The sequence below is a fragment of the Paenibacillus sp. YYML68 genome (assembly GCF_027923405.1).
Taxonomy (GTDB): domain Bacteria; phylum Bacillota; class Bacilli; order Paenibacillales; family NBRC-103111; genus Paenibacillus_G.
In genome coordinates this window covers 3,331,985-3,358,185 of the sequence record NZ_BQYI01000001.1, presented here as the reverse complement: position 1 = coordinate 3,358,185, position 26,201 = coordinate 3,331,985, and the positions used below count along the sequence as shown (strand labels likewise).

Genomic DNA, 26,201 nt, shown 5'->3' with positions numbered 1-26,201 from the left:
TATTATTTCCTTGTGCACACTTGCGGCTATCTCAACTGGACGGCCCCAAGGTGCGCGGGTGGGTGAGGGATGAAGACAAAAGGCTGATCCGAACTTCATGAGACTTAACAATCGCTGGAAATCGATGATGTACGTGCTGCTGGGAGCCGCTTCGTTCGGCGTGCTGTCGACCGTCGTCAAGCTGGCTTATGCGGATGGCTTCTCGACTGGAGAAGTAACAGGCAGCCAGATGCTGCTAGGGTGCGTCGTGCTGTGGCTGCTGAGCTTCCGCTCGTGGAAGCTGATGCGCTCGATGTCCGCAGCCACCAGATGGAAGCTGCTGGGCAGCGGCGTGTTCACCGGCATGACCGGTGTGTTCTATTATTTATCGCTGCAGCGGGTGGAGGCATCGTTCGCCATTCTGCTGTTGTTCCAGTTCACGTGGATGGGGCTCGTGCTCGATGGGGTGCTTCACCGACGCCCCCCGACTCGGCGCAAGCTGCTCGGTGCGGCCGTCATTGCCGGCGGTACGCTTCTCGCGACAGGTGTGCTCGGCCATATGCAGGCGACACTTGCCCAGGCGAGCGGCATAGGCATCGTACTCGGTCTGCTCGCCGCACTATGCTATACGTTGTTCATGCATGTGAGCGGGCGGGTCGCAACCGAGGTGCCGCCAGTGCTGCGAAGCGCATGGATGCTGACGGGTGCCGTCGCTGCGGTGTGGCTCGTGTTTCCGCCGCAGTTTCTATGGAACGGTGCGCTGGCAGGCGGTCTATGGCTATGGGCGTTGATTCTGGCTTTATTCGGAACGATCATTCCCCCCTATTTATTCGCCAAAGGTGCGCCGTCGCTCGACACAGGCCTCACTGCTATACTCGGCTCGGTGGAGCTGCCTGTTGTCATGATCTGCTCGACGCTACTGCTCGGCGAACGGATGAGTGCTCTGCAGTGGCTCGGCGTCGCGCTCATTATGTGCGGTGTCTTGCTGTCGGAGTATACACGGCGACGCGCTGACGGCAGTAAGAGCACAGCAGCTGCGCGTTAGATTTAGTCCGCCACAGCTTCAAGAGGCTCGCGAATAGCCGCTCTCCTCAGCAGGGGGGCGGCTATTTACGTTGTATGAGGAACAAATACAGCCCCTATGCGTATAAACAACGACTAAAAGCTGGATACGCAGGGAATCGTTTGGTGTGGAGATTGAAAGGCAATTTTTGATAAGATGATTAATAGAATGGACTGCAACTTTTTAACTTATGACAACGTTTATAAGGTTGCAAGAGAGGGGGATCCCGGTGGTAGCGTCAGAACTCATCAAGGCTGCCCAAGCGGGCGATCGCGACGCTCTTATTACCCTTTTGCGCGAAATTGAGAATCACGTCTATCGCACCGCTTACTACATTTTGGGGAACGAGCAAGATGCGCTGGATGCTTCTCAAGAAGCGTTAATCCGGATCTATACCAAAATTAATTCCTACGAAGAGAAAGCGCAGTTCAAAACGTGGGTTCAACGGATCGTGACCAACCTGTGCATCGACAAGTTCCGCAGGACGAAGCAGACCGTATCTATTGAGCAGCACGATCTGAGCTTTGCCGATCACCGAACGGTCGAGGAGGAGGTCATGTCTGCCTATGTGGCGCAGGACATCCGGGAGGCGATCGATCAGCTTCCCGAGCATCATCGCTCCGTGGTCGTGCTTCGGTATTTGCAGGATTTCTCTTATCATGAGATTGCGGAATCGCTGGATCTGCCCCTGAACACGGTGAAGTCATACTTATTCAGGGCAAGGCAGCAGCTGCAGGGTATACTTAAGGATTATAACAAACATCGCGGCGATGCGATCAGGGGTTAGTGAGCGTAGTGAGGGACAGCAATCGATAAGTGACTCGTTAGGGAAAGGTAGTGTACGGTATGATGTGTCAAGAGGTGATCGAACTGATGCAAAGATACCTCGATCGAGACCTCGATGAGCTCGAATATCAAAGCATGCTCGGTCATATTCAGCAATGTCCGGACTGCACCGATTTGTTCGAGCGTCTGATGAAAATCTCGAACGAGCTAGAGCATTTGCCGAAGGTGACGCCTCCGTTCAGCTTGGTCGATGCGATCATGCCTGCGATTGAGCGGTATGAGGCAGGCGGCGGAGCGTTCGCCGAGCATCACGAGGCAAGTGCTGATATGGATAGCGCGGCAGCTGCAGAGCATCCGGCTGGGGAGCGGTCCGACCGCTCAGGCGCAAGCTGGCGTAAGCAAGCCCGTGAATGGATGTCGCTTCCTGTGATGGGCGGCGTCGTTGCGGCGGGACTGATCTTCGGCTTCTTCGCCTTCCAGCAGCCTCCCGCGGCAACGGATCGGTCTGCGGACAGCCTCGCCTTCGAGGCGGACCAACGAGCGGCACAGAAGCCAGCGGCCGGTGTCGGCATGGCGGCGAATGAGGGCGGTGCTTCTACGGAGCTGCGTCTGGACGGACAGATGACGAATCAGTCGAGCGCAGGTGATGAAGCGGGCGGCGCGGCTCAGCAGCTGGAGACGGCAACCGGTGAGGCGAAGTCTGTGTCTCCGAAGCTCTCAGACCCGCTGCATGCGCCAACGGAGCAAGCCGAAGGCGAGGGCGGCAATCAGGCTACTGGTGGGGGCCGTGCTGGAGCAGGAAATGCAGCTGATCAGGCGCGAAAGCTCGGGATGGATGCACCGCCTGCTGCGAAGCTGCAGGAGTCAGCTCCACGCGGCTCGGGAGCTATAGAGTCGTTTTCATCAGCGGGAGACGGGGCGAATCAGTCGTCTGCAGCCCGCACAGGCTCGAGCAATCAAGCTGATGCCGCGAGGTCAGGGACTGAATCAGCTGGTGAGGCAGCTTCGCCTTCGGAGAAGCGGGCTTCAGCTCCGGAATCGTCACTGCAGCAGCCTGAGGAGCCGCTGCAGGGCATGAGATCGAGCGGCTCATCTTACGGATTAATGGCTGTGCCGTCAGAGCCAGATCTTGTGCATGAGCTGCCGAGCACGGACGGTGCGTACATCGGTTACGTCCTGAGTGCCCAGGTCGTCATCACCGATAAGAACGGTGCAGAAGTATACCGCTCGAGGTTCGAGGCGTGGAAGGAAGCGGATCAGATCGAGCTGCTCGGCTGGAGCGGCACGAAGCTCAAATATTCGGTGCTCATGAGCGGTCAGACACGCACCTTCGAAATCGACCTCGCTACGAAGAAGGAACTGGAAATAAAAGGGTGATAGAGCAAGTCGCTAATCTTCATCAACACTTCATGCACAATATGCGGTCTTGCTGCGTATATTAGTAAGGAAGATAGAGAGCAAGAACTCAATCGGACACGATGTATGACCACGCGGCTAGCCGGTTTCTAGAGCCCGCAGCGCGTGTTTATATAGATGGGTCTCGGGCAAAGGGATTAGGTTAAGCCTTTAGCGGCTTTGACCTAATCCCTTTGTTATTGCTAGAATAAAGCAAAGGAAGGCGTCAGGAGGAAGGAAGCGGAAGCAATGGCAGCCATGGACTATAAGCAGACAATGAAGCAAATCACGAAGGGGCAGTTCGCCCCGATCTATGTATGCTACGGCTCGGAAACGTACTTGATGCAGCAATTCATTCAGCGTCTGACCGATACGCTGCTGGAGCCAGATCAGCGGGCCTTCGGTGTCGGCCGGTATGAACTCGCGGAGACGCCGCTCGAGGCGGTGCTGGAGGAGGCAGAGACGCTGCCCTTTCTCGCGGAGCGTAAGCTGGTCGTTGCAAGAGGGGCCACGTTCTTGACCGGAGCGAAGGATACAGGCAAGGTGGAGCATGATCTTGATCGGCTGGCCGCCTACATCAAGTCGCCTGCGGAATTTACGGTGCTGGTGATGACGGTCGATGCGGATAAGCTCGATGAGCGGAAGAAGATCGTGAAGGCGCTCAAGGAACTGGGCGCCCTCGTCCCTTGTACGCTGCTCGGTGAAGGCGAGCTCGTCGCCTGGCTCGAGCAGCAGGCTTCCAAGCTCGGGTTCACGTTCGCGCCCGGCGCAGCCCAGACACTGCTGCAGTATGCAGGCACAAGTCTGCAGGCGCTGGAGAAGGAAGCAGAGAAGTGCTCGCTGTATGTCGGCAAGGGCGGCACGATCACAGCGGCGCAGCTCGGGGAGCTCGTGACGAAGACGGTCGAGCAGGACATTTTCCAGATGGTGGAGAGCATCGTGCAGTTGAATCTGGAGCAGGCGTTCACGATGCTGGCCGAGCTGCTGCGCCGCAAGGAGGAGCCGATCAAGATCGTCATGCTCATTGCGCGGCAATTCCGCATTATGTATCAGGTGAAGGATCTGCAGCAGCAGGGCTTCTCCCAGCAGCAGATGGCTGGAGTGCTCGGGCTGCATCCGTATGCGGTGAAGATTGCAGCCGGACAAGCGTCGCGCTTCGAGGCGAAGCGGCTGACCGCTATTCTTGAGCAGCTGGGCGAGCTCGATTACCAGATGAAGAGCGGACGCATCGATAAGGTGCTCGGGCTGGAGCTGTTTCTGCTCAGGCTAGGGGCGTGAGGAGGCTCTGCGAGAGCTTCTTCCTCTATTATTATTTGGCATTCTTCACGGTTTCACGGTAGCACCTATAAACGCAAAAAAAACCATGTCCATCAAGGACACGGTTTTTCGTCTTTGTCGCATGCTTGTATTCTGAACGCTTAGCCTTGAGCAGCAATAGCGTTGAGCTTTTTCGCAAGACGGGACTTTTTGCGGGCAGCTGCATTTTTGTGGATCAAACCTTTGGTTACAGCTTTATCAAGCTTCTTGCTGGCGCTAACCAGAGCGGCTTGAGCAGTTTCCACGCTGCTGCCTGCTGCAGCCGTTTCGAAAGCTTTTACAGCAGTACGAAGTGCAGATTTGTGAGATGCGTTGCGAAGACGACGCTTCTCGCTCACCTTAACACGTTTAATCGCGGATTTAATGTTTGGCATGACTTCACCTCCTACTACAACTTGCAAACAAACAATACTTAGCTTGTTGACAACTTTAGATATTCTAACATGCCCAATTTTAAAAAGCAATAGAAACGAACGGAGCGCTTCTAATCTTTTGTATAACAACAGCCGAATGATCACACACTATAAGATGATAGCTCACGAAAGGGGAATTTATCCATGGATCTGGATTTAAGCGAATATTCGGTACGTACCGACCTTGCGCTGGAGGCCCATGAGCTGGCGGCTGCGCCAGGCTCGGCCATTCCGGGCGTACATACGTCGACGAAGAACGAGGAAGGCATCCGTGTCAGTCTGGTCGATATTACATCCGAGGAAGGCTCGCGCGCGATCGGCAAGCTGCCGGGTCATTACATTACGATCGAGGTGCCGGAGCTCCGCAAAAAGGACAGCGAGCTGCAGGACCGTGTCGCGACGCTGTTCGCCCGTGAGTTCGAGCAGTTCCTGCGCAAGCTGAACATTGGACCGAATGCAAGCGTGCTCGTCATCGGACTTGGCAACTGGAACGTCACCCCGGACGCGCTCGGCCCGATCGCGGTGGAGAACATTATGGTAACGCGTCATTACTTCGAGCTGATGCCAGAGCAGGTTAGCCCGGGCTACCGTCGTGTCAGCGCTGTCGCGCCGGGTGTGCTCGGTATTACCGGCATCGAGACGAGCGACATCGTGCAGGGCATCGTCGAGCGTTCGAAGCCGGATCTCGTTATCGCGATCGACGCGCTGGCGTCCCGCTCGCTGGAACGCGTCAATACGACGATTCAGATCGCCGATACGGGCATTCATCCAGGCTCGGGCATCGGCAACAAGCGCAAGGGGCTGACGCAGCAGACGCTCGGCGTGCCCGTCATTGCGATCGGCGTGCCGACGGTCGTCTATGCGTCTACGATCGTGAACAATGCATTTGATATGATGCATGCGCATTTTGCCCGGCAGACGTCGAACACGGGTCATATTCTCGGGCTGATGGACACGATGCAGGAGCAGGAGCGTCTGTCGCTCGTACGCGAGGTGCTGAATCCGCTCGGTCACGATCTGCTCGTGACGCCGAAGGAGATCGATCAGTTCATCGAGGATATTGCTAACATTATTGCGAACGGCTTGAACGCCGCGCTGCATGAAGCGGTCGACGTGAACAACGTGTCGGCGTATACGCACTAGCACGAGCTAGCTTGCAAGCTCCAAGCCGCCTCAGGTGCAGAGCTACCTTTGGCACGCTAACGGAAGCGTACGCGCCACATCACCACAGCAGCCGCTGTCACCCCCACGATAGAGTCGCTCCAGCACCTCTGTTCCTGTTGAACCGAGCTGCTGGCAGGCGGCTCTATTTTTTATCCCCCTCCAACTCTCGTAAGCTCCCAGCTAGTTATACAAAAAATAGTTCTACCATTCGGCAGACCCTCATAGAGTAATTACTAGAAGGACGAAGACAAGCGGTCAAGGCGTCCGGTCATGCGCAGGACGGATGACGCAGAGGCCGCAGCTGTCGCAGATTGAGGGAGGGATATTCGTGAAGCGGCCTGCCGAGCTTGGGAGCTTAACGAGAGTGAGAAGAACTGGACATGGATTCGGGGTATACTCGAAAACGATATCGCTATTAATGGTCGGTTGGCTGATCTTGTTTATGGTGCTCGGATTGCTAGGCTTCGTACAGGGGAAGCTGAGCGGCACGTCACCGAACGCCTCGATGAAGGGACTTGCCGCGTCGGTGTCGAGCCAGTTTTTCACGGATATGATGGGGCTGGAGGTGCCGGGGATGCAGGGGCAGGAGGGCGGCTTCACGTTCTCGCAGACGAACGTCTCAAGGTTCTTGTTCGCGATGGTCACCGACCTGAATCCGAACGATCCGAAGACACTGCTGGCTAGAGAGGTAGCCGGAATGGCGCAGGGTCGCTCGGTGCCGCTCAGCCATGCGACGGACTCGCCTGAGGATTACAGCCCGCCGTCCGAGGTGTTCGACCATTCGGATCACGGGATAGAGGGCTCGATTACGGCGATACCGCAATCGGAGCAGCCATCGGCTGATGGGCCGATGCACGGACCGGAGGTGCCGCAGGAGTCGGGCAACAAGCCGCCGGTGACCGCAGGCAAGAACGTCGCCTTCATCTATCAATCTCACAACCAGGAGTCGTACTTGCCGGAGCTGCCCGGTGTGAAGGACCCGGATCGCGCTTACGACCCGAAGAAGAACATTACGCTCGTCGGCCGTCGTCTTGCCCAGCAGCTGGAGAAGGAAGGGGTCGGAGCGGTGCATTCGGACAAGAACTATCCGGCGATTGAGAAGGGCTTCAATTACTATTATTCCTACAAGTATTCTCTGAAAACGCTGCAGGAAGCATCGGCCGGGCACCCGGACCTGAAATATTACTTCGATATCCATCGTGATTCCCAGCGGAGAGAGAAGACGACAGCGCGTATTGAGGGTAAAGATTATGCGCAAATATATTTTATAATCGGTGGGAAAAATCCGAACTGGAAGCAGAACTATGAATTCGCGGAGAAGGTCAATGCGGTGCTGGAGCGGACGCATCCCGGCATCTCCAAGGGTATTCATGCGAAGAGCGGCGAAGGCAACGGCGTCTACAACCAGACGTTCTCGCCGAATACATTGCTGGTCGAGGTGGGCGGGGTCGACAACACGTTCGAGGAATGCTACCGGACCGCTGACGTGCTCGCAGCCGCGATCGCCGAGGTGATCATGAATGCGGAGAAGGTCGACGCGAAGCCGTCGCCACAGGACGCGAAGCAAGTCGAGAAGAAGACGAGCTAATGAGGGAGGCCAGTGAATATGAGCAGCGGTATTGTAAAAGCAGTTGGCCTCGTCGCGGCGATGGCCTTCTGTCTCTTCTTCGGCGTAGCGCTGGCGACGAAGGGCACCGAGCGGATCGCAGGGCCGCTCGGCACGAGCAGCGGGGCGGCATCGGTAGCGCCGCCCGCAGCAGGTCAGGCTTCGGCTGCGTCGCCGAAGCCAGCGAAGGCTGAGCCGGCGCAGGCCCAAGCGGCGCCGGCAGGGAAGCAGCCGCCGCAGGGCGCAGCAGCGGCGGCGACATCGCAGCAGCGGGCGGGGGACAGCCCGCGCCCGGCTGCACAGGCGGCTGGCAGCGCTTCGCCGCCGCCCCAGCCGAAGGCTGCCGCGCAGCAGAAGCCGCAGGCGCAGCCGATGGCCATGCGGCCGCAGGAGCCGGCGACGGTCACCGATGTCAATCGGCTCGGCAACAAGACAGGAGAGCTGCTGCAGCTGGCAGCGTATCATGGCATTCGAACGGTCGTGTCGACGTTCGAGGGGCTGTTCAAGTAAGCGGGGTCGCGGGAGCGAGCCTGCTTTTTGCCATGTACATTGCCGCACGCCCGCACAACTGCTATAATGAAAAGTATTGTACAAAACGCCAGTTTAGTGAGGTTTGCTGCCGATGGATATTCAAGCGAGACAAAAGAAAATTAGAAACTTCTGTATTATAGCGCACATTGACCACGGGAAATCGACGCTGGCCGACCGCATTCTTGAATTCACGGGAGCGCTCAGCTCACGGGAAATGCAGGAGCAGGTACTCGACCAGATGGACCTGGAGCGGGAGCGGGGCATTACGATCAAGCTTCAGGCCGTGCGCTTGAACTACCGGGCGGAGAACGGTGAAGAATATATATTGAATCTGATCGATACGCCAGGACACGTCGACTTCACGTACGAAGTGTCGCGAAGCCTTGCGGCCTGTGAAGGGGCGTTGCTCGTTGTCGACGCAGCTCAGGGCATCGAGGCGCAGACGCTCGCGAACGTGTATCTTGCGCTCGACAACAATCTGGAGATTCTTCCGGTCATCAACAAGATCGACCTGCCGAGCGCTGATCCGGAGCGGGTCAAGCAGGAGGTCGAGGACGTCATCGGTCTTGACGCGAGCGACGCGGTGCTTGCCTCTGCGAAGGCTGGGATCGGCATCAAGGAAATTCTCGAGCAGATCGTGCAGAAGGTGCCGGCGCCGACGGGTGAGACGGATAAGCCGCTGAAGGCGCTGATCTTCGACTCGCATTACGACGCATATAAGGGCGTTATTGTGTACGTGCGCGTCCTCGACGGTTCGATCAAGGCGGGGTCCAAGATCAAGTTCATGGCGACCGACAAGACGTTCGAGGTCATCGAGGTCGGCGCGTTCAAGCCGCGCATGGGCATTGTCGACTCGCTGGAGGTTGGCGACGTTGGCTTCATCGTCGCAGGCATCAAGAATGTGGGCGATACGCGAGTCGGTGATACGGTGACCGATGCGAAGAACCCGACGCTAGAGCCGCTGCCAGGCTACCGCAAAATTAACCCGATGGTATTTTGCGGACTGTACCCGATCGAGACGAGCGAATACAACGATCTGCGCGAGGCGCTCGAGAAGCTGCAGCTGAACGACGCATCGCTCAGCTTCGAGCCGGAGACATCAACGGCGCTCGGCTTCGGCTTCCGATGCGGCTTCCTCGGTCTGCTGCACATGGACGTCATTCAAGAGCGCATCGAACGCGAATTCGATATTCCGCTCATTACGACGGCGCCGAGCGTAGTGTTCCGAGTTACGCAGACGAACGGCGATACGATCAGCATCGAGAATCCGTCACTCTTCCCGGAGCCAGGTAAGATCGACTATGTCGAGGAGCCGTTCGTCAAGGCGAAGATTATCGTGCCGAACGACTATGTCGGGGCAATCATGGAGCTGTGTCAAGGCAAGCGCGGCGAGTTCATCAACATGGAGTACCTCGACACGACGCGCGTGACGCTCACGTACGACATTCCGCTGTCCGAGATCGTCTACGATTTCTTCGACCAGCTGAAGTCGAGCACGAAGGGCTACGCCTCGTTCGATTACGAGATTTCCGGCTACAAGCGGACGAATCTGGTCAAGATGGACATTCTGCTTAACAACGAGCAGGTCGATGCACTGTCGTTCATCGTCCATCGCGACCGTGCGTACCAGCGCGGACGTATCATCTGCGAGAAGCTGCGCGAGCTCATTCCGCGCCAAATGTTCGAGGTGCCGATTCAGGCGACGATCGGACAGAAGGTTATCGCGCGTGAGACGGTTAAGGCGATGCGCAAGAACGTTCTTGCCAAGTGCTACGGCGGTGACATCTCGCGTAAGCGGAAGCTGCTCGAGAAGCAGAAGGAAGGTAAGAAGCGGATGAAGCAGGTCGGCAGCGTTGAGGTGCCGCAGGAAGCGTTCATGGCTGTATTGAAGATCGACGACAATTAACCGTTACTTATAAATGATTGCTGCTAAAGCAGGCTGTTCCGAGCGGTTCGCGGACGCCTGCTTTTCAGCTATTGGGGGGATACCTACGAATGATGATGCAGCGCACACAGACGCCAGAGGCGGTGTACATTCATATTCCGTTCTGCACGAACAAGTGTCATTACTGTGACTTCAATTCTTACATCTTGAAGGGACAGCCGGTGATGGATTATCTCGACGCGCTGGAGCGAGAGATGGAACAGACGGTTCGGCTGGTGCCGCCGGGCACGATCAAGACGATCTTCGTCGGCGGTGGGACGCCGACCGTGCTGACACCGGAGCAGATGGACGTCTTCCTCAGTCGGGTACGTACGTACTTCGGCGACTGGGCACCCGAGCTCGAATTCACGATGGAGGCGAACCCAGGAACGACAGATGCCGAGAAGCTACACGCGATGAAGAGCGGCGGCGTCAATCGGCTCAGCTTCGGCGTTCAATCGTTCGACAATGCACTTCTTGAGCGCATTGGGCGTATTCATAATACGGATGATGTGTATCGCAGTCTGGAGAACGCGCGCAAGGCGGGCTTTACGAACATGTCAATCGATCTGATGTTCGGTCTGCCCGGTCAGACGGTGGACATCATGGAGCATACGCTGCAGAAGGCGCTAGAGCTCGAGCTGCACCACTATTCGATCTACAGCCTGAAGGTCGAGGAGAATACGCTGTTCCATGCTCTCTATGAGCGCGGCGAGCTGCCGCTTCCCGAGGAGGATGAGGAGGTTGGCATGTTCGTACATATTATGAATCGGCTGCGCGAGGCCGGGTACGGACAGTACGAGATCAGCAACTTCGCCAAGGCTGGCTATGAGAGCAAGCACAACAGCATGTATTGGCGCAACCAGAGCTACTATGGGCTTGGGGCGGGGGCGCACGGCTATGTGCATGGCACAAGGCATGTCAACATTAAGGGTGTACAGCCATATATTGAAGCGACACGGAACGGCCTCCCGCTGCTCCAGCATAGCGAGGTGAGCGAGGTCGAGGCGATGGAGGACTTCATGATGGTCGGGCTGCGGCTGTTGCGCGGTGTGAGCCGATCAGATTTCCACCAGCAATTCGGCCGTGAGCTCGAGTCAGTGTTCGGGAAGGCGATTCGCGGATTGTGCGAGCGGAAGCTGCTTGAGCAGACGGAAGCCGGATACCGGCTGACCGGGCAAGGCATTCTGCTCGGCAACGAGGTGTTCGGGCAGTTTCTCGAGGCTTGCGAGGTGGCGGGCGAGGTGTAAGAGGCGGAGGGCTTTTCCGAAGACGGCTGGAAGCTAACGGAGAGTGTGCGGCTGTCGGATGCTGTGCAGGTCATGGCACTGTATAGGTCCTCGGAGAGGTACATAGCCTGCCGGGCTCCTGCCCAAAAAAACAGTTGATCGCTTTATACGTTTTGTTGTATATTTATTCATATTATCTGATATGATACAACGAATGGTGGGATCCTCCTATGACGACGACCCTGACCTGCCGCAAGGCAACTGAACAGGATATCGACACATTGTACGACATTATTCAAGGCTACGCGGAGAAGGGCATCATGCTGCCGCGCTCGAAGGAAACGTTGAGCCATCAGCTGAGCACGTTCGTCGTAGCCGAGGTAGACGGGCAGCTCGTTGGCTGCGGCTCGAATACACAGCTCGGTCCAGACCTGATCGAGATTCGCTCGTTAGGGGTGACCGATGGCTATAAGGGAATGGGTATTGGTAAGAAGATTGTCAGCTTCCTCGTCGAGGAGGCGCGGCAGATGGGTATACCGAAGGTGATGGCGCTGACGTATGAGGTTGCTTTTTTCGAGAGAAACGGCTTCACCGTCGTCCAGAAGGAGATCTTTCCCGAGAAGGTATGGCGCGACTGCATCCATTGTAAAAAACAGCACTGCTGCGACGAAATCGCTGTGCTGAAAAGACTCGATTGAACTTGACACAGACCCTTGAGGTCTGTTATTTTTGTATTAGTTTAGCACTCAATACAGAGGAGTGCTAACGAAAGAACCGGAGGTGGTTTCGCATATGCTGACCGAACGCCAGAGACAAATATTAAGCGCCATCGTAGACGGATACATTCGTTCCGCAGAGCCGATCGGGTCACGGAGCATATCGAAGCACGGCAACGTGGGCTATAGCCCCGCCACGATTCGCAATGAGATGTCAGATCTCGAAGAGCTGGGATTTCTCGAGCAGCCGCATACGTCGGCTGGACGAATTCCTTCACATAAAGGCTACAGGTATTACGTCGACCATCTGATGCCGTCCGGACTCGTCGCCGCCGATGAGGTGAACATGCTGAAGCGGTTTTTCGCCGAGCGGATGGAGGAGATGGAGCGCGTCATTCAGCAGGTCGCGATGATTATGTCGCAGGTGACGCCGTATACGTCGATCATTATGAGTCCGGAGATGCAGACGACGACGCTGAAGCATCTGCAGATCATACCACTGAACGACAGGAACGCCGTTGCCATCGTCGTCACGAACACCGGTCAGGTGGAGAACAAGACGATTACGATTCCCGAGGGCATTCCGATGGGCGAGATTGAGAAGTTCGTCACGATCTTGAATGCTAGGTTGAAAAACGTGCCGCTCATGCAGTTCAAGTCGAAGCTGTACAGCGAAATTTCGACAGAGCTGAGCCGCTACGTGTCAGGCTACGAGGAGCTGCTCGTCATGCTGGACTCGATCATCCATCCGGATGAGGAGGAGCGCGTCTTCGTTGGCGGCTCTACGAACATGCTGACGCAGCCGGAGTTCAAGGACGTCGATAAGGTCAAGAGCATTCTCGATCTGCTGTCCCAGACGCCGAAGGTCATTCAGCTGTTCGAGGGCACGGCCACCTCGGCGGGCATTCAAGTGCGCATCGGCAGCGAGAACAAGCTGGAGGCCGTCAACGACTGCTCACTCATTACCGCCACGTACTCGTTCGAGGGGCAGCAGCTCGGTACGATTGGTATTCTCGGGCCGACACGTATGGACTACGCCAAGGTGATCAAGCTGCTCGAGTACTTGTCCAAGGACATGACGCAGCTGATGGAGCGCTGGTACCGATGAGTCAGCTGAAGGGAAGCGGCTCTGACGGCGAGGAGACGTTCGCGACGCTGCGCAACAATGCGCAGGCTGTGCAGGCGATCTGTGCAGCAGTCGAGGGCACGCTCGGCCCGAAGGGGCTCGATACGATGCTCGTCGGCTCCGCTGGCGATGTAATCATCACGAATGATGGCGTGACCATATTGGAAAAAATGGACGTCGCCCACCCTGCGGCGCAGCTGCTCATCCAGGTCGCCCGCTCGCAGCAGGAGCGGATCGGCGACGGCACGACCACGGCGACGGTGCTCGCCGGCGCGCTAGTCGCGGAGGGTGCGCGGCAGGTAATGCGCGGAGTGCCCGTAGCGAAGGTCGTGCGCGGCGTCGAGGAAGGCATCGCTCGCGCGGTAGGCAGCTTGAGCGGCCGGGCGAGGCCGCTCGCAGGGCTGGACGATCCGATGCTGCTGCGGATCGCGCATATTGCAGCCCGCGAGCACGGTGAGCTCGCGGCGCTCATTGTCGCGGGGGCGCGGCGGCTCGGCCCCGCCAAGCTGCGCGAGGAGACGTTCCGGTTCGCGGACGTCGTCCAAGCGCTGGGCAAGTCGCCCGGCGAAGTATGGCCGGGCCTGGTCCTTGCGAAGCGGCCGGTGAACGCGCAGCCGGAGGAGCTGGCAGCCGCAGCTGCCGCCCACGTGCTCGTCGTCCAGGACGCCTTCGGCCCGGCCGAGGTCGAGGACGAGGCGCTGACGACGGACGCGGGCTTCCAGCGGCAGCTGCTGCTGCGGGAGCAGTTCCGCGACGCGCTCATGCGGCTCTCCGAGCTGCGCGTCGGTCTTGTTGTGGCCGATCGGGCGATCGATCCCGAGGCCGAGCAATATTGCAGCGACCATGGCATCATGGTGCTGCAGCGGCTACCGCGCGCCGAGCTGCGGCGGCTGTGCGCGTACACGGGCGCGCGTCCGGTGCGACGCGCTGCGCTGTACCGGCCTGCGGCGGAGCTCGCGGCCTACATCGGCTATGCCGGGCATATCGCCTATGACGAGCGGCTGCGCTGCATCCGCATCGCCGAGGGCCGCGGCCCGGCGCAAGTCTCGGTCATCGTCGGGGCGAGCACCGACGAAATAGCGGGCGAGCGGCTTCGCATCGCGAAGGACGCCGCCTCAAGCGTGCAGGCCGCGCTGATCGGCGGCTGGCTGCCGGGCGGCGGGGCGGCGGAGCTGGCCGCCGCGCATGAGCTGGAGCGCTACCGCGAGACGGTGCGCGGCATGGAGGGCTTCGGCCTCGAGGCCGTCGCCCAGGCGCTGCGCAAGCCGCTCGCGCAGATCGTCGTCAACGCGGGCTACAACCCGCTGGAGAAGGTCGAGGAGGCGAAGGCTGCGCAGGTCGTCGCCGGAGCCGACTCGCTCGGTATCGACTGCGATACCGGCGCGGTCGCTGACATGGCGGAGCTCGGCGTCATCGACCCGGCTCCCGTCAAGCTGCATGCGCTGCAGGCAGCGGGCGAGGTGGCGTGCGCGGTGCTGCGCATCCACACGGTCATCAAGATGCGCGGCCTGCGTGAGCAGGAGTAGCAGACGAGTCGGCAGCTATCGAGCTATCACGCTATCACGCATCGCGTGTTGCTTCACCTTGTTCCGCTTTCGAGATGGCACTCGAGAGTTCGAGTAACAGCCAGAGCGGCTGCGTGACGAAGACCTGCAGGCGTTGTGCCGCGGTCTTGCCCGCATCCGTTTTGGTTACACTATATATATGAGGGTTTATTCGGTTAAGGAGGTGACAGACATTGAGTACGGAACCAACGAAGCAGGAGCAAGCTGAAGAGCAGCAGACTGCCGCTGAGCAGCAGACTGCCGCTGAGCAGCAGAACGACAGCGCTACATATGAGGCACAGGATGCTGCTGAGCAGGCTGCAGACGATTCCGGCATCCAAGATGCTGTCCAGGCAGAGCTGGAGCAGGCGAAGAAGCAGGCTGAGGAGCATTACCAGCGGCTGCTGCGTACGCAGGCCGAGTTCGACAACTACCGCAAGCGGACGCAGAAGGAGAAGGAGGACTTCACCAAGTATGCGTCATCCAAGGTGCTGGAGCAGCTGCTGCCGGTGTTCGATAATTTCGAGCGCGCGCTTGCGACTAGCAAGGGAAGCACAGACTATGACGCCCTTACCAAAGGGATTGACATGATATTCAGACAATTCGAGCAGGTGCTCGCAGCCGAAGGCTTGCAGGCGATGGAGGTCGTCGGTCAGCCGTTCGATCCAGCGCTCCACCAAGCGATCATGCAGGTGGAATCCGAGGAATATGGCGAAGGCATCGTCGTGGAAGAGGTTCAGAAGGGCTACATCCTGAAGGATAAAGTACTGCGCCCAGCGATGGTGAAGGTAAGCTCTTAATCTTTTTTTACTAAGACCAACAACAGCCAGACTATATAAGGTAAACATACAAGGAGGATTTCCACGATGAGTAAAGTTATCGGTATTGACCTTGGAACAACGAACTCCTGCGTAGCGGTGATGGAGGGCGGCGAGGCCGTCGTTATTCCGAATGCAGAGGGCAACCGTACGACCCCGTCGGTCGTCGGCTTCAAGAAGGACGGCGAGCGGATCGTCGGCGATACAGCGAAGCGTCAGGCGATTACGAACCCGGATCGCACCATTATTTCGATCAAGCGTCACATGGGTACGAGCCACAAGGAGACGATTGACGGCCAGAGCTTCACGCCGCAAGAAATTTCCGCGATCATTCTGCAGAAGCTGAAGGCAGACGCAGAGGCATACCTCGGTCAGCCTGTAACCCAAGCGGTGATTACGGTTCCGGCTTATTTCAACGACAGCCAGCGTCAAGCGACGAAGGATGCAGGTAAAATCGCAGGTCTTGAAGTACTGCGTATCGTGAACGAGCCGACTGCAGCCGCGCTTGCATACGGTATGGAGAAGTCCGAGGATCAGACGATTCTCGTGTATGACCTCGGCGGCGGTACGTTCGACGTCTCGATTCTTGAGCTGGGCGACGGCTTCTTCGAGGTGAAGGCGACGAGCGGTGACAACAAGCTGGGCGGCGATGACTTCGACCAAGTGATTATCGACTATCTCGTGGCCGAGTTCAAGAAGGAGCATGGCATCGATCTGAGCAAGGACAAGGCGGCCGTTCAGCGTCTGAAGGATGCAGCGGAGAAGGCGAAGAAGGAGCTGTCCGGCGTACTGACGACGACGATCTCCCTTCCGTTCATCACCGTTGTTGATGGCGTACCTCAGCACTTGGAGGTTAACCTGACTCGAGCGAAGTTCGAGGAGCTGTCCAGCGGCCTCGTGGAGCGCACGCTCGGACCGACTCGTCAAGCGCTTAGCGATGCGGGTCTTACAGCTGACAAGATCGACAAGATCGTCCTCGTCGGCGGCTCGACACGTATTCCTGCTGTTCAAGAGGCGGTTAAGCGTCTGACAGGCAAGGAGCCTCACAAGGGCGTGAACCCGGACGAGGTCGTTGCGCTTGGTGCAGCCGTTCAGGCGGGCGTACTGACAGGCGATGTGAAGGATGTCGTATTGCTCGACGTGACTCCGTTGTCGCTCGGTATCGAGACAGCAGGCGGCGTATTTACGAAAATGATCGAGCGCAACACGACGATCCCGACGACGAAGTCGCAGGTGTTCACGACGTATGCGGACAGCCAGCCAAGCGTAGAAATTCACGTGCTGCAAGGTGAGCGCGCCATGGCGAACGACAACAAGACGCTCGGCAAGTTCATGCTCGGCGACATTCCACCGGCTCCGCGTGGCGTACCGCAGATCGAGGTTACTTTTGACATCGACGCTAACGGTATTGTGAATGTATCCGCGATGGATAAGGGAACAGGCAAGAGCCAGAAGATCACGATCACATCCTCCAGCGGCTTGTCCGACGATGAGATCGATCGTATGATGAAGGACGCTGAGGCGCATGCCGAGGAAGACCGCAAGCGTAAGGAAGCGGTTGAGGTGCGCAATCAGGCGGATCAGCTCGTGTACTCGACAGAGAAGACGCTCAAGGATCTTGGCGACAAGGTCGACCAGGGCGAGATCGACAAGGCGAATGCAGCGAAGGATCGCGTGAAGAAGGCGCTCGAGGGCGACAACTTCGATGAGATCAAGGCGGCGAGCGAGGAGCTGGAGCAGGTCGTTCAGCAGCTGTCCGTGAAGCTGTATGAGCAAGCGGCGCAGGCTCAGGGCGGCGCAGCACCGGAAGGCGAGCAGCCTAGCTCGTCCAAGGGCAAGGAGAACGTTGTAGATGCCGACTATGAAGTCGTAGACGATAAGAAGTAAGCAGCAAGCAGGTGAAGCCGTTAAGTCAAAGCCGGTCGGCTTTGGCTTTCGGCTTTCGCTGTGCGTGCCGGTCTGTACAGGCTGGCTCGTTCGTACCGGAAATGCGGCCTTATTCGCAATGTGCGCAGGAGGCCAGGGAGCGGGAGTGAAGGGATGAGCAAGCGCGATTATTATGAGGTGCTAGGGGTAGGTAAGGATTCTTCGCAGGAGGACATCAAGAAGGCGTACCGGAAGCTGGCGCGTCAATATCACCCGGATGTGAACAAGGCGGCTGACGCGGAGACGAAGTTCAAGGAAGCGAAGGAAGCGTACGACGTGCTGAGCGACGATCAGAAGAAGGCGCAGTACGACCGCTTCGGCCATGTCGACCCGAATCAGGGCGGCTTCGGCGGCGGTGGTGGCGGTGGGGACTTCGGCGGCTTCGGCGATCTGTTCGATATGTTCTTCGGCGGCGGAGGCGGCCAGCGGCGCAATCCGAACGCCCCCCAGCGTGGTAACGACCTGCAGTATACGCTGACGATTGAGTTCAAGGAAGCTGTGTTCGGCAAAAAGCTGGACATCCACATTCCACGCACGGAAACGTGCGACACGTGTCATGGCAGCGGTGCGAAGCCGGGCACGAAGCCGGATACGTGCGGCGTCTGTCACGGCTCAGGTCAGCAGGAGGTTGTGCAGAACACAGCGTTCGGCCGGATCGTGAACCGTCGTGTGTGCTCGGCCTGCCAAGGTCAGGGCAAAACGATCAAGGACAAGTGCAGCACGTGCCATGGCAACGGCAAGGTGAAGAAGCAGCGTACCATCAACATCAACATTCCTGCGGGTGTCGATGAGGGCGCTCAGCTTCGCGTGACCGGCGAAGGCGAGGGCGGTCTGCGCGGCGGTCCTCCGGGAGACTTGTACGTCGTCATTCGCGTGAAGCCGCATGAGTTCTTCGAGCGTGAGGGTGAGGACATCTACTGTGAGGTGCCTCTCACATTCGCGCAGGCGGCGCTCGGCGATGAGATCGAGATTCCGACGCTGACCGAGAAGGTGAAGTTGAAGATTCCGGCCGGAACTCAGACAGACACGTATTTCCGTCTGAAGGGCAAGGGTGTACCGCGTCTGCGTGGCACCGGTCAAGGTGATCAGCACGTGAAGGTCGTCGTTGTCACGCCGACGAGTCTGAACGACGAGCAGCGCGAGCTGCTGCGCGAGTTCTCCAAGCTGAGCGGCGAGCATACGCACGGACAGCAGCAGTCGATTTTCGAACGGATGAAGAAAGCGATACTGGGCGACTAGATGCCTTGTACGCTCACACATGTAGCTGTTGCAAAAGCAATATGAAGGAGCCTGTTCCTGGCGAGAGTCGGGAGCGGGCTGTTTTTTCGTTGTACGAGGGCACGTTGACTGTGCTCCCGCTGGCTGAGTCGCCGTTCCGATGAATTGCATCGTAACAGCTGTCTCCACGCCTGATGCGGGGGTACGCGGAGTCGCCGTTCCGATGATTTGCATCGTAACAGCCTCCGCCGTGCATGGTGCGGACGCTCACAGAGTCGCCGTTCCGATGAATTGCATCGTAACAGCTGTCGCCACGCCTGATGCGGGGGTACGCGGAGTCGCCGTTCCGATGATTTGCATCGTAACAGCCTCCGCCGTGCATGGTGCGGACGCTCACAGAGTCGCCGTTCCGATGAATTGCATCGTAACGGCCCCCGCCGCGCATGGTGCGGACGCACGCTGAGTCGCTGTTCCGATGATTTCCATCGTAACAGCCTCCGCCGTGCATGGTGCGGACGCTCACAGAGTCGCTGTTCCGATGATTTGCATCGTAACAGCCCCCGCCGCGCATGGTGCGGACGCACGCTGAGTCGCCGTTCCGATGATTTGCATCGTAACGGCCCCCGCCCCGCATGGTGCGGACGCTCGTCAAGTCGCCGTTCCGATGATTTGCATCGTAACGGCCCCCGCCGCGCATGGTGCGGACGCACGCGGAGTCGCTGTTCCGATGATTTCCATCGTAACGGCCCCCGCCGCGCATGGTGCGGACGCTCCCAGAGTCACCGTTCCGATGATTTGCATCGTAACAGCCTCCGCCGCGCATGGTGCGGACGCACGCTGAGTCGCTGTTCCGATGATTTGCATCGTAACAGCTGTCGCCACGCCTGATGCGCCTGCCCGCGGAGTCGCTGTTCCGATGATTTCCATCGTAACGGCCCCGCCGCGCCTGGTGCGCCCGCCCGCAGAGTCGCTGTTCCGATGATTCACATCGTAACAGCCCCGCCGCGCCAAGCTAACGGACGAATGCCATCTCCCCCGCATATTCCGGTTCAGGTTGCGGACAATAGAAGCAAGCTAGGTTACTCCTGGCCTTGCCGCCTGCGATGACGGCCTATGAACTTATACGATGCGGGAAGGAAGTGAACGAGATGGCACAACGTTGGAAAAAGGCGTTCCAGAAGCAAAATTTGCCGATAGCGAAGAACGAGGATGTGGAGTTCTCTGCGGAGATTGCTGATGCTCAGGATCTGGAGGCTCAAGAGCGCGCTGCGCTTGCTGATGCACGTCAGGAGCAGGAGTAGAGATAGTGGTTGCTTAGCTGGAGCAGCATCTAACACTCGTCTTGACATACCGGGTTAGCTCCTGTAAGCGAATAAGCAGAAGAAATGAGGGTTCGACGTGTCTGAAAAAGGGATATTAGCGTACTTCCATTCGCGGGAGGCGGCGGAGGGCTGCGTACCAAAAATGCAGGCGCTCCGGGCCGCAGACGTACAAGTGTCGGAAATCGGAGTGAATCCGGGAGAAGGTGTGACCGAGACGATGAATCCGCTTAGCAATAGCGGCTTCCCGGGTCTGTCCTACTTAAGCCTCGGTGAAACGGTCGGTAATTCCGATGCCCGCGTCATGATGGCTGCAGATGTTGATGCGAGCGGCATGGCCGACGGCAGCCGGGAGCTGCTGACGAGCGGCGGCGATGCCATGACGAGCGGCACGGTACTGCTGACGGTCGTCGTCGACGAGGCGGCCTACAATCAAGCGCTTCGCGTCATCCAGGAGGCAGGCGGGCAGGTGTAGCCGAGGTGCCGAGGTGATCACGTGCTGCTACACGCCATCCAACAGGCAGTCGACCCCGTGTATCGTGTTACACGTCATCCAAGAGGCAGTCGGCTGCCTGTTACGGTTTTCATAGGCGCATCAGCCTGTGCGTGATACAACTTAAGGCAAGAGAGCACAAGGTAGACGAATCGTCTTCCGCAGCGGCTCCCTTGCCTTTTTGGCGAGCGGTCATTTTACCCATATCCCAAATTGATGTATACTAGTGGTTATGCATATCAATGAGAGAACGATAGGAGGCACACGAGTGCGCTGGCATGAAATTACGATACATACGACAGAAGAAGCAATCGAGATGATCTCGAACTTCATTCATGAGCTGGGTGCGGGGGGCGTCTCAATTGAGGAATCGGGGACGCTGAATAAGCCGCGTGATACGTCGCTTGGACAATGGTACGAGCTGCCGCTGAACGATATTCCCGAAGGACGTGCGGTCATCAAGGGCTACTTCAACGAGGAGACAGACCCGGAAGCGGTGCTGGCCGAGCTTAAGCAATCGGTGGCGCAGCTGGCGGAGTACGATATTGATACCGGTGAGCCGACTTATGAGCTGAAGCTCGTCGATGACGAGGATTGGGCGAACGCTTGGAAGCAATATTTCAAGCCGATTCGGGTGTCGGAGCGTCTGACGATCAAGCCGACGTGGGAGGAGTATACACCGAGCGAGGGCGAGATCATTCTGGAGCTGGACCCTGGCATGGCGTTCGGAACGGGGACGCATGCGACGACGGCGCTATGTCTGCGCACCATCGAGAAGGTTATTCAAGGCGGCGAGGACGTCATCGACGTCGGTACAGGCTCGGGCATACTGGCGATTGCGGCAGAGAAGCTCGGCGCTCGTCACGTGCTTGCACTGGATCTCGATCCAGTTGCTGTATCGAGTGCGACGGAGAATACGCGACTGAGCGGTCTCAGCGAGCACATTACGGTGAAGCTGAGCGATCTGCTGCAGGCGATCAACGAAGGGCGCAGCAGCGGCTCGTCTGAGCTCGGCGTTCAGCTGCCGGTGCAGGTCGTTGTGGCGAACATTCTTGCCGAGATCATCGTCTTGTTCGTCGATGACGTGTACGAAGCGCTCCAGCCGGGCGGCACGTACATCGTGTCCGGTGTTATCAAGAGCAAGCAGCAGCTGGTCGAGGAGGCGCTGACGAAGGCAGGCTTCCGCGTGGACGAGGTGAACGAGGAGCAGGACTGGATCGTGCTGATCGCGAGAAAGCCGCAGGTGTAGCATGGATTGGATGAGCTCGTTTCTCGCTTTTCCTGTTGATGAGATCCCGTTCATCTTCCTCGTGCTGCTGCTCTCGTTCGCAGTGCACGAGTTCGCGCATGCGGTGCTCGCCGACAAGTTCGGCGACCCGACTCCGCGCTCGATGGGGCGGGTAACGCTCAATCCGCGTGTCCACATCGACTGGCTCGGCATGATCTTCTTCCTCGTAATCGGGGTCGGCTGGTCGAAGCCTACGCTCGTGAACCGGGCCAAATTCTCGAATCCACGGCTGATGGGGCTGATCGTCTCGTTCGCAGGACCGCTCAGTAATCTCGTGCTAGGCTTCTTGAGCTTGGCGCTGTTCCTCGCTATGCAGCAGTTCGGCTGGCTGGAAGGGATGAACGCGGGTGTACAGGCAGCCATCCTTACGTTCATGCGCTGGATGGTCGTACAGAATGTGTTCTTATTTATATTGAACCTCATTCCTTTTCCTGCTCTTGATGGCTACCGGATTCTGGAGGATCTGCTGCCGCGTCCTTGGGCACAGAAGCTGCACCAATACCAGCAATGGCTGTTCTATGCGGTGCTGCTGATGTTCTTCATCCCGCCGCTGCGAGCGGTGACGCTCGGGCCGATCTTCGCGCTGCAGGGCGATATTCTCGCGCTGTTCACGATCATATTGGCTCCGATCTTCGGCGTTCCGGTCAAGCTGTAGATAGCGCAGCCGCTGCAGAAGCAGATGTGATTCGTGCTGTTATGCTCTAACCCGGCTTCTAGTGGATATTTCGACAACAATCGTGTATGATGGAAGGTGACCGTTTACATGTTGACTAACTCATGTATAACGGTCACACCTTTTTTCATTGAAAGTGATGGGATCTATGCAACGATATTTCATACAGCCGGAGCAATTCGGTGCTGATACAGTTACGATAACGGGTGACGATGCTCACCATCTTATAAGAGTAATGCGGGCCAAGGAAGGCGATCGCGTCATCGTCAGCGACGGCATGAGCCGCGAGGCTCGCGTTGTCGTGCGCTCGCTGGAGGGCGGACAAGCAGTGGCCGATATTGAGGAGCTGCTGGCGTTGGAGAACGAGCCTGCGGTTGACGTCTGGATCGCCCAGAGCTTGCCGAAGGGCGACAAGCTGGAGCTCGTCATCCAGAAGGGAACGGAGATCGGCGCGAGCCGGTTCATTCCGTTCACCTCGGAGCGGACGGTCGTCCAGTGGGACGCGAAGAAGGAAGGGAAGCGGCTCGAGCGGCTGCAGAAGATTGCGAAGGAGGCGGCCGAGCAGGCGCACCGTAACCGGGTGCCTGAGGTGAGCGGCGTGCTCAGCTGGAAGCAGCTGCTGCAGCTCGTACCCGACGTGGACGCGGCGTGGTTCTGCTATGAGAAGCAGAATACGCAGCAGCTGCGCAGCCTTATCCGCGAGGCCGTCGCTTCGTCTGGACAGCCTCAGGCTGCTGAGACGTCGCTGGCTGGCGAAGCTGTTGCCGTGACCGACTCCGAGCGACCTGTAGACGCGGATGCTCAGGCTGGTGGCGAAGCTGCGAGCTCGGCCGCTTCCCGTCGGCTGAGGCTGCTCCTGATCGTCGGACCCGAGGGCGGGTTTACCGAGAAGGAAGCGGAGGCTGCAGAGGCGGCAGGCTGCCGCGCGGTGTCGCTGGGCAGACGAATATTACGGACGGAGACGGCCGCGATGGTCGGTCTCACCTGTATTTTATATGAATCCGGAGAAATGGGAGGAATGGAGTAGATGTCGACAGTCGCTTTTCACACATTGGGCTGTAAGGTTAACTTCTACGATACGGAAGCGATCTGGCAGCTGTTCAAGCACGAAGGCTATGAGCAGGTCGACTTCGAATCGACGGCGGATATCTATGTAATCAACACGTGTACGGTTACGAATACGGGCGATAAGAAGTCTCGCCAGATGATACGCCGTGCCATACGGCGCAACCCGGAGGCGATCATCGCGGTGACAGGCTGCTACGCGCAGACGTCCCCAGCGGAAATTCTCGCAATTCCTGGTGTCGATCTCGTTATTGGCACGCAGGATCGGGATAAGATATTGACCTACGTCCAGCAGCTGCAGGCGGAGCGTCAGCCGATCAATGCAGTGCGTAACATTATGAAGACACGGGCGTTCGAGGAGCTGGACGTGCCGGATTTTGCCGATCGTACGCGTGCTTTTCTTAAAATTCAAGAGGGCTGCAACAACTTCTGTACGTTCTGTATTATTCCGTGGTCGCGCGGTCTGATGCGCAGTCGGGAGCCAGAGAGCGTGCTGAATCAGGCGCGGATGCTCGTGGACGCAGGCTATCAGGAAATCGTGCTGACAGGTATTCATACTGGCGGTTACGGTGAAGATATGGAAGATTACAGTCTCGCGAAGCTGCTGTGGGATCTGGACAAGGTGGAAGGGCTGAAGCGCATTCGGATCAGCTCGATCGAGGCGAGTCAGATTACGGACGAGGTGCTGGAGGTGCTGCAGCGCTCGGACAAGATGTGCCGACATCTGCACATTCCGCTGCAGGCGGGCTCGAACGATGTGCTGAAGCGGATGCGCCGCAAGTACACGGTCGAGGAGTTCGCATCGAAGCTGGAGCATATTAAGCGCATTATGCCGGGTGCCGCGATTACGACCGACGTCATCGTCGGCTTCCCTGGCGAGACGGAGGAGATGTTCCGCGAGGGCTATGCGTTCATGGAGCGGATGGGCTTCTCGGAGATGCATGTGTTCCCGTACTCCAAGCGCACAGGTACGCCTGCGGCCCGGATGGACGATCAGGTGGACGAGGAGATCAAGAACGCACGCGTCCATGAGCTGATCGATCTGTCCGAACGGATGCAGCTGGCGTATGCACAGCAGTTCGTCGGTCAGGAGCTGGAAATTATTCCGGAGCGCGATTATAAGGGTCAGCCGGGCAGCGGCCTTGTGATGGGCTACTCCGACAACTACTTGTCCGTCGTATTCGAGGGTAGCGAGGATTGGATCGGGGAAGTGTGCCGCGTGAAGGTAACAGAGGCGGGCGTGAACGAATGCCGGGGCGAGCTGGTCGAGGCACCTAGCGTTGAGGCGGTCTCTGGTCGGTTAGCTGCCGGAGGCAAGAACTCTGTTGCTTCGGCAACGGTTCAAGCTGCAGACTCGATACCCGGACAAGCGGTGAAGGCCGTTTAGCTTGAGCTTGTTCATCAAGGATTTCACATGTGCTCTGTGGGCGCTGTGAAGTCCTTTCATTTCGCGGGAAGGAAGGGATTGGGATGAAGGAGATTTCAGCAGGCGGTGTCGTCTATCGGAAGTCCGCTGACGGGCTGGAGGTACAGCTCATTCAGGATCGCTACGGCAAAATTACGCTGCCCAAAGGGAAGATGGAGCCTGGCGAGACGATTGAAGAAACGGCGCTTCGTGAAATATTAGAGGAGACCGGCATTACGGGCACCATTATCGCGCCGCTCGAGACGATTCATTATCAATTTCACCTGACAGGCGTCGGTACAGTCGATAAAGAGGTTCACTATTACTTGGTCGAGGCGGTCGGTGGCACGCTACAGGCGCAGGTCGAGGAAATTCGCGGCGTCGAATGGCTGCAGCCGCTCGAGGCGTGGAATCAGCAGAAGAGCTCCGGGTACGGCAATAACGATTCGGTCTTACATAAGGCGCTCAAGGCGCTAGGATATGAGGTGAATTAATCGATGGCGAATGCATTCGAGCTGAGCAAGCTGCCGGCTTATATCGATCATACATTGCTGAAGGCTGATGCGGACGAGCAAGCGATCCGCAAGCTGTGTGACGAGGCGAAGCAGTACGGGTTCTACAGCGTCTGTGTGAACGGTACGTGGGTGCCGCTGTGTAAGGAGCTGCTGGAAGGGTCTGGTGTGAAGATCAGCGTCGTGTGTGGCTTTCCGCTAGGGGCGACGGATCCGGTCATTAAGGCGGCGGAGGCGGCGAAGGCCGTCGAGCAGGGCGCTGCGGAGATCGATATGGTGCTGCAGATTGGTCGACTTAAGCAGGGGGATCTCGATTACGTATGCGAGGACATTCGTGGCGTGGTGATGGCTGTCGAAGGACGCGCAATCGTGAAGGTGATCTTCGAGACTGGCGCACTGACGGACGAGCAGATCCGTACGGCCTGTGAGCTGTCGGTCGAAGCGGGCGCCCATTATGTCAAGACGTCGACGGGCTTCGGTCCGGGCGGGGCGACAGTCGAGCACATTGCGCTGATGCGTAGCCTCGTGCCGGACAATGTCGGCGTGAAGGCATCGGGCGGCATCCGCGATCTTGATACGGCGGTACGTATGATCGAGGCGGGCGCGACGCGCCTTGGGACGAGCTCCGGTGTGGCACTTATGCAAGGCGTATCCGGCGGGAACGGATACTAAGATTACAGGCCTGCAATAG

26 protein-coding genes are annotated in these 26,201 nt (G+C 58.1%); 24 read left to right on the top strand and 2 right to left on the bottom strand.

Annotation, left to right across the window (positions count from 1 at the left end; genetic code table 11):
- Nucleotides 1-97: 97 nt before the first annotated feature.
- The 4 genes from PAE68_RS15290 (at nt 98) to holA (ending at nt 4,501) form a co-directional block, all read left to right on the top strand.
- Nucleotides 98-1,024, top strand: a complete 927-nt coding sequence (locus PAE68_RS15290; protein WP_281888323.1) for an EamA family transporter — start codon at nt 98-100, stop codon at nt 1,022-1,024.
- A gap of 247 nt (nt 1,025-1,271) precedes the next feature.
- Nucleotides 1,272-1,829 (top strand): RNA polymerase sigma factor, encoded by a 558-nt coding sequence (locus tag PAE68_RS15285; protein WP_281888321.1) that lies wholly within the window; start codon nt 1,272-1,274, stop codon nt 1,827-1,829.
- A gap of 59 nt (nt 1,830-1,888) precedes the next feature.
- Nucleotides 1,889-3,205 (top strand): zf-HC2 domain-containing protein, encoded by a 1,317-nt coding sequence (locus PAE68_RS15280; RefSeq protein WP_309299333.1) that lies wholly within the window; start codon nt 1,889-1,891, stop codon nt 3,203-3,205.
- A gap of 267 nt (nt 3,206-3,472) precedes the next feature.
- Nucleotides 3,473-4,501: a DNA polymerase III subunit delta gene (holA, locus tag PAE68_RS15275; protein ID WP_397378857.1), complete on the top strand. Its 1,029-nt coding sequence runs from the start codon at nt 3,473-3,475 to the stop codon at nt 4,499-4,501.
- A gap of 140 nt (nt 4,502-4,641) precedes the next feature.
- Here the strand turns inward: holA and rpsT are convergent, their stop codons facing one another.
- Nucleotides 4,642-4,914, bottom strand: a complete 273-nt coding sequence (gene rpsT, locus PAE68_RS15270) for a 30S ribosomal protein S20 (RefSeq protein WP_281888319.1) — start codon at nt 4,912-4,914, stop codon at nt 4,642-4,644.
- Between the two features lie 183 nt (nt 4,915-5,097).
- Between rpsT and gpr the strand changes: the two genes are divergently transcribed.
- From gpr to PAE68_RS15210, 12 genes are all read left to right on the top strand, one after another.
- Nucleotides 5,098-6,096 carry a GPR endopeptidase gene (gene gpr, locus PAE68_RS15265; RefSeq protein WP_281888318.1) on the top strand — a complete coding sequence of 333 codons (999 nt, stop codon included), beginning with the start codon at nt 5,098-5,100 and terminating at the stop codon, nt 6,094-6,096.
- Nucleotides 6,097-6,445: 349 nt separating this feature from the next.
- Nucleotides 6,446-7,705, top strand: a complete 1,260-nt coding sequence (spoIIP, locus tag PAE68_RS15260; protein ID WP_281888316.1) for a stage II sporulation protein P — start codon at nt 6,446-6,448, stop codon at nt 7,703-7,705.
- Between the two features lie 18 nt (nt 7,706-7,723).
- On the top strand, nt 7,724-8,233 hold the full coding sequence (locus PAE68_RS15255; RefSeq protein ID WP_281888314.1) for a hypothetical protein: 510 nt from the start codon (nt 7,724-7,726) through the stop codon (nt 8,231-8,233).
- Between the two features lie 112 nt (nt 8,234-8,345).
- Nucleotides 8,346-10,160, top strand: a complete 1,815-nt coding sequence (gene lepA, locus PAE68_RS15250) for a translation elongation factor 4 (RefSeq protein WP_281888313.1) — start codon at nt 8,346-8,348, stop codon at nt 10,158-10,160.
- 92 nt (nt 10,161-10,252) lie between these two features.
- Nucleotides 10,253-11,428, top strand: coding sequence for a radical SAM family heme chaperone HemW (hemW, locus tag PAE68_RS15245; RefSeq protein WP_281891092.1), 1,176 nt, complete (start codon nt 10,253-10,255; stop codon nt 11,426-11,428).
- 209 nt (nt 11,429-11,637) lie between these two features.
- A complete protein-coding gene (locus PAE68_RS15240; protein ID WP_281888311.1) occupies nt 11,638-12,105 on the top strand; it encodes an N-acetyltransferase in 468 nt (155 codons plus the stop codon).
- Nucleotides 12,106-12,199: 94 nt separating this feature from the next.
- Nucleotides 12,200-13,231, top strand: coding sequence for a heat-inducible transcriptional repressor HrcA (hrcA, locus tag PAE68_RS15235; RefSeq protein WP_281888310.1), 1,032 nt, complete (start codon nt 12,200-12,202; stop codon nt 13,229-13,231).
- Complete coding sequence (locus tag PAE68_RS15230; protein WP_281888308.1) at nt 13,228-14,775, top strand: TCP-1/cpn60 chaperonin family protein; 1,548 nt, start codon at nt 13,228-13,230, stop codon at nt 14,773-14,775. Before hrcA ends, PAE68_RS15230 begins: the two co-directional genes overlap by 4 nt.
- A 212-nt stretch (nt 14,776-14,987) precedes the next feature.
- Complete coding sequence (grpE, locus tag PAE68_RS15225) at nt 14,988-15,593, top strand: nucleotide exchange factor GrpE (RefSeq protein WP_281888306.1); 606 nt, start codon at nt 14,988-14,990, stop codon at nt 15,591-15,593.
- A 66-nt stretch (nt 15,594-15,659) separates the two neighbouring features.
- Nucleotides 15,660-17,498 (top strand): molecular chaperone DnaK, encoded by a 1,839-nt coding sequence (gene dnaK / locus PAE68_RS15220; RefSeq protein WP_281888304.1) that lies wholly within the window; start codon nt 15,660-15,662, stop codon nt 17,496-17,498.
- A 153-nt stretch (nt 17,499-17,651) separates the two neighbouring features.
- Complete coding sequence (dnaJ, locus tag PAE68_RS15215; RefSeq protein ID WP_281888302.1) at nt 17,652-18,776, top strand: molecular chaperone DnaJ; 1,125 nt, start codon at nt 17,652-17,654, stop codon at nt 18,774-18,776.
- 139 nt (nt 18,777-18,915) lie between these two features.
- Entirely contained in the window at nt 18,916-19,218 is a 303-nt protein-coding gene (locus PAE68_RS15210; protein WP_281888299.1) for a hypothetical protein, read from the top strand.
- A 185-nt stretch (nt 19,219-19,403) separates the two neighbouring features.
- Here the strand turns inward: PAE68_RS15210 and PAE68_RS15205 are convergent, their stop codons facing one another.
- Entirely contained in the window at nt 19,404-19,742 is a 339-nt protein-coding gene (locus tag PAE68_RS15205; protein ID WP_281888296.1) for a hypothetical protein, read from the bottom strand.
- Between the two features lie 161 nt (nt 19,743-19,903).
- Here PAE68_RS15205 and PAE68_RS15200 point away from each other — a divergent pair, with 161 nt between their 5' ends.
- The 8 genes from PAE68_RS15200 (at nt 19,904) to deoC (ending at nt 26,182) form a co-directional block, all read left to right on the top strand.
- Nucleotides 19,904-20,056 carry a YfhD family protein gene (locus tag PAE68_RS15200; RefSeq protein WP_281888293.1) on the top strand — a complete coding sequence of 51 codons (153 nt, stop codon included), beginning with the start codon at nt 19,904-19,906 and terminating at the stop codon, nt 20,054-20,056.
- 97 nt (nt 20,057-20,153) lie between these two features.
- Nucleotides 20,154-20,549, top strand: coding sequence for a hypothetical protein (locus PAE68_RS15195; RefSeq protein WP_281888289.1), 396 nt, complete (start codon nt 20,154-20,156; stop codon nt 20,547-20,549).
- A gap of 286 nt (nt 20,550-20,835) precedes the next feature.
- Complete coding sequence (gene prmA / locus PAE68_RS15190) at nt 20,836-21,816, top strand: 50S ribosomal protein L11 methyltransferase (protein ID WP_281888287.1); 981 nt, start codon at nt 20,836-20,838, stop codon at nt 21,814-21,816.
- A 1-nt stretch (nt 21,817) separates the two neighbouring features.
- Nucleotides 21,818-22,510, top strand: a complete 693-nt coding sequence (locus tag PAE68_RS15185) for a site-2 protease family protein (RefSeq protein WP_281888283.1) — start codon at nt 21,818-21,820, stop codon at nt 22,508-22,510.
- Between the two features lie 166 nt (nt 22,511-22,676).
- Nucleotides 22,677-23,555 (top strand): RsmE family RNA methyltransferase, encoded by an 879-nt coding sequence (locus tag PAE68_RS15180; protein ID WP_281888281.1) that lies wholly within the window; start codon nt 22,677-22,679, stop codon nt 23,553-23,555.
- Nucleotides 23,556-24,980 (top strand): tRNA (N(6)-L-threonylcarbamoyladenosine(37)-C(2))-methylthiotransferase MtaB, encoded by a 1,425-nt coding sequence (gene mtaB, locus PAE68_RS15175; protein ID WP_281888280.1) that lies wholly within the window; start codon nt 23,556-23,558, stop codon nt 24,978-24,980.
- Between the two features lie 83 nt (nt 24,981-25,063).
- Nucleotides 25,064-25,492, top strand: a complete 429-nt coding sequence (locus PAE68_RS15170; protein ID WP_281888277.1) for an NUDIX hydrolase — start codon at nt 25,064-25,066, stop codon at nt 25,490-25,492.
- 3 nt (nt 25,493-25,495) lie between these two features.
- Complete coding sequence (gene deoC, locus PAE68_RS15165; RefSeq protein WP_281888274.1) at nt 25,496-26,182, top strand: deoxyribose-phosphate aldolase; 687 nt, start codon at nt 25,496-25,498, stop codon at nt 26,180-26,182.
- Nucleotides 26,183-26,201 lie beyond the last annotated feature (19 nt).

Coding starts and splice junctions, on each gene's coding strand:
- PAE68_RS15255 (WP_281888314.1), top strand. CDS start 7,724: ATGAGCAGCGGTATTGTAAAAGCAGTTGGCCTCGTCGCGGCGATGGCC.
- mtaB (WP_281888280.1), top strand. CDS start 23,556: ATGTCGACAGTCGCTTTTCACACATTGGGCTGTAAGGTTAACTTCTAC.
- rpsT (WP_281888319.1), bottom strand. CDS start 4,914: ATGCCAAACATTAAATCCGCGATTAAACGTGTTAAGGTGAGCGAGAAG.
- PAE68_RS15170 (WP_281888277.1), top strand. CDS start 25,064: ATGAAGGAGATTTCAGCAGGCGGTGTCGTCTATCGGAAGTCCGCTGAC.
- PAE68_RS15290 (WP_281888323.1), top strand. CDS start 98: ATGAGACTTAACAATCGCTGGAAATCGATGATGTACGTGCTGCTGGGA.
- dnaK (WP_281888304.1), top strand. CDS start 15,660: ATGAGTAAAGTTATCGGTATTGACCTTGGAACAACGAACTCCTGCGTA.
- gpr (WP_281888318.1), top strand. CDS start 5,098: ATGGATCTGGATTTAAGCGAATATTCGGTACGTACCGACCTTGCGCTG.
- hemW (WP_281891092.1), top strand. CDS start 10,253: ATGATGCAGCGCACACAGACGCCAGAGGCGGTGTACATTCATATTCCG.
- PAE68_RS15180 (WP_281888281.1), top strand. CDS start 22,677: ATGCAACGATATTTCATACAGCCGGAGCAATTCGGTGCTGATACAGTT.
- PAE68_RS15230 (WP_281888308.1), top strand. CDS start 13,228: ATGAGTCAGCTGAAGGGAAGCGGCTCTGACGGCGAGGAGACGTTCGCG.
- hrcA (WP_281888310.1), top strand. CDS start 12,200: ATGCTGACCGAACGCCAGAGACAAATATTAAGCGCCATCGTAGACGGA.
- PAE68_RS15200 (WP_281888293.1), top strand. CDS start 19,904: ATGGCACAACGTTGGAAAAAGGCGTTCCAGAAGCAAAATTTGCCGATA.
- PAE68_RS15280 (WP_309299333.1), top strand. CDS start 1,889: ATGATGTGTCAAGAGGTGATCGAACTGATGCAAAGATACCTCGATCGA.
- lepA (WP_281888313.1), top strand. CDS start 8,346: ATGGATATTCAAGCGAGACAAAAGAAAATTAGAAACTTCTGTATTATA.
- PAE68_RS15210 (WP_281888299.1), top strand. CDS start 18,916: ATGAATTGCATCGTAACAGCTGTCTCCACGCCTGATGCGGGGGTACGC.
- holA (WP_397378857.1), top strand. CDS start 3,473: ATGGCAGCCATGGACTATAAGCAGACAATGAAGCAAATCACGAAGGGG.
- PAE68_RS15240 (WP_281888311.1), top strand. CDS start 11,638: ATGACGACGACCCTGACCTGCCGCAAGGCAACTGAACAGGATATCGAC.
- PAE68_RS15185 (WP_281888283.1), top strand. CDS start 21,818: ATGGATTGGATGAGCTCGTTTCTCGCTTTTCCTGTTGATGAGATCCCG.
- dnaJ (WP_281888302.1), top strand. CDS start 17,652: ATGAGCAAGCGCGATTATTATGAGGTGCTAGGGGTAGGTAAGGATTCT.
- deoC (WP_281888274.1), top strand. CDS start 25,496: ATGGCGAATGCATTCGAGCTGAGCAAGCTGCCGGCTTATATCGATCAT.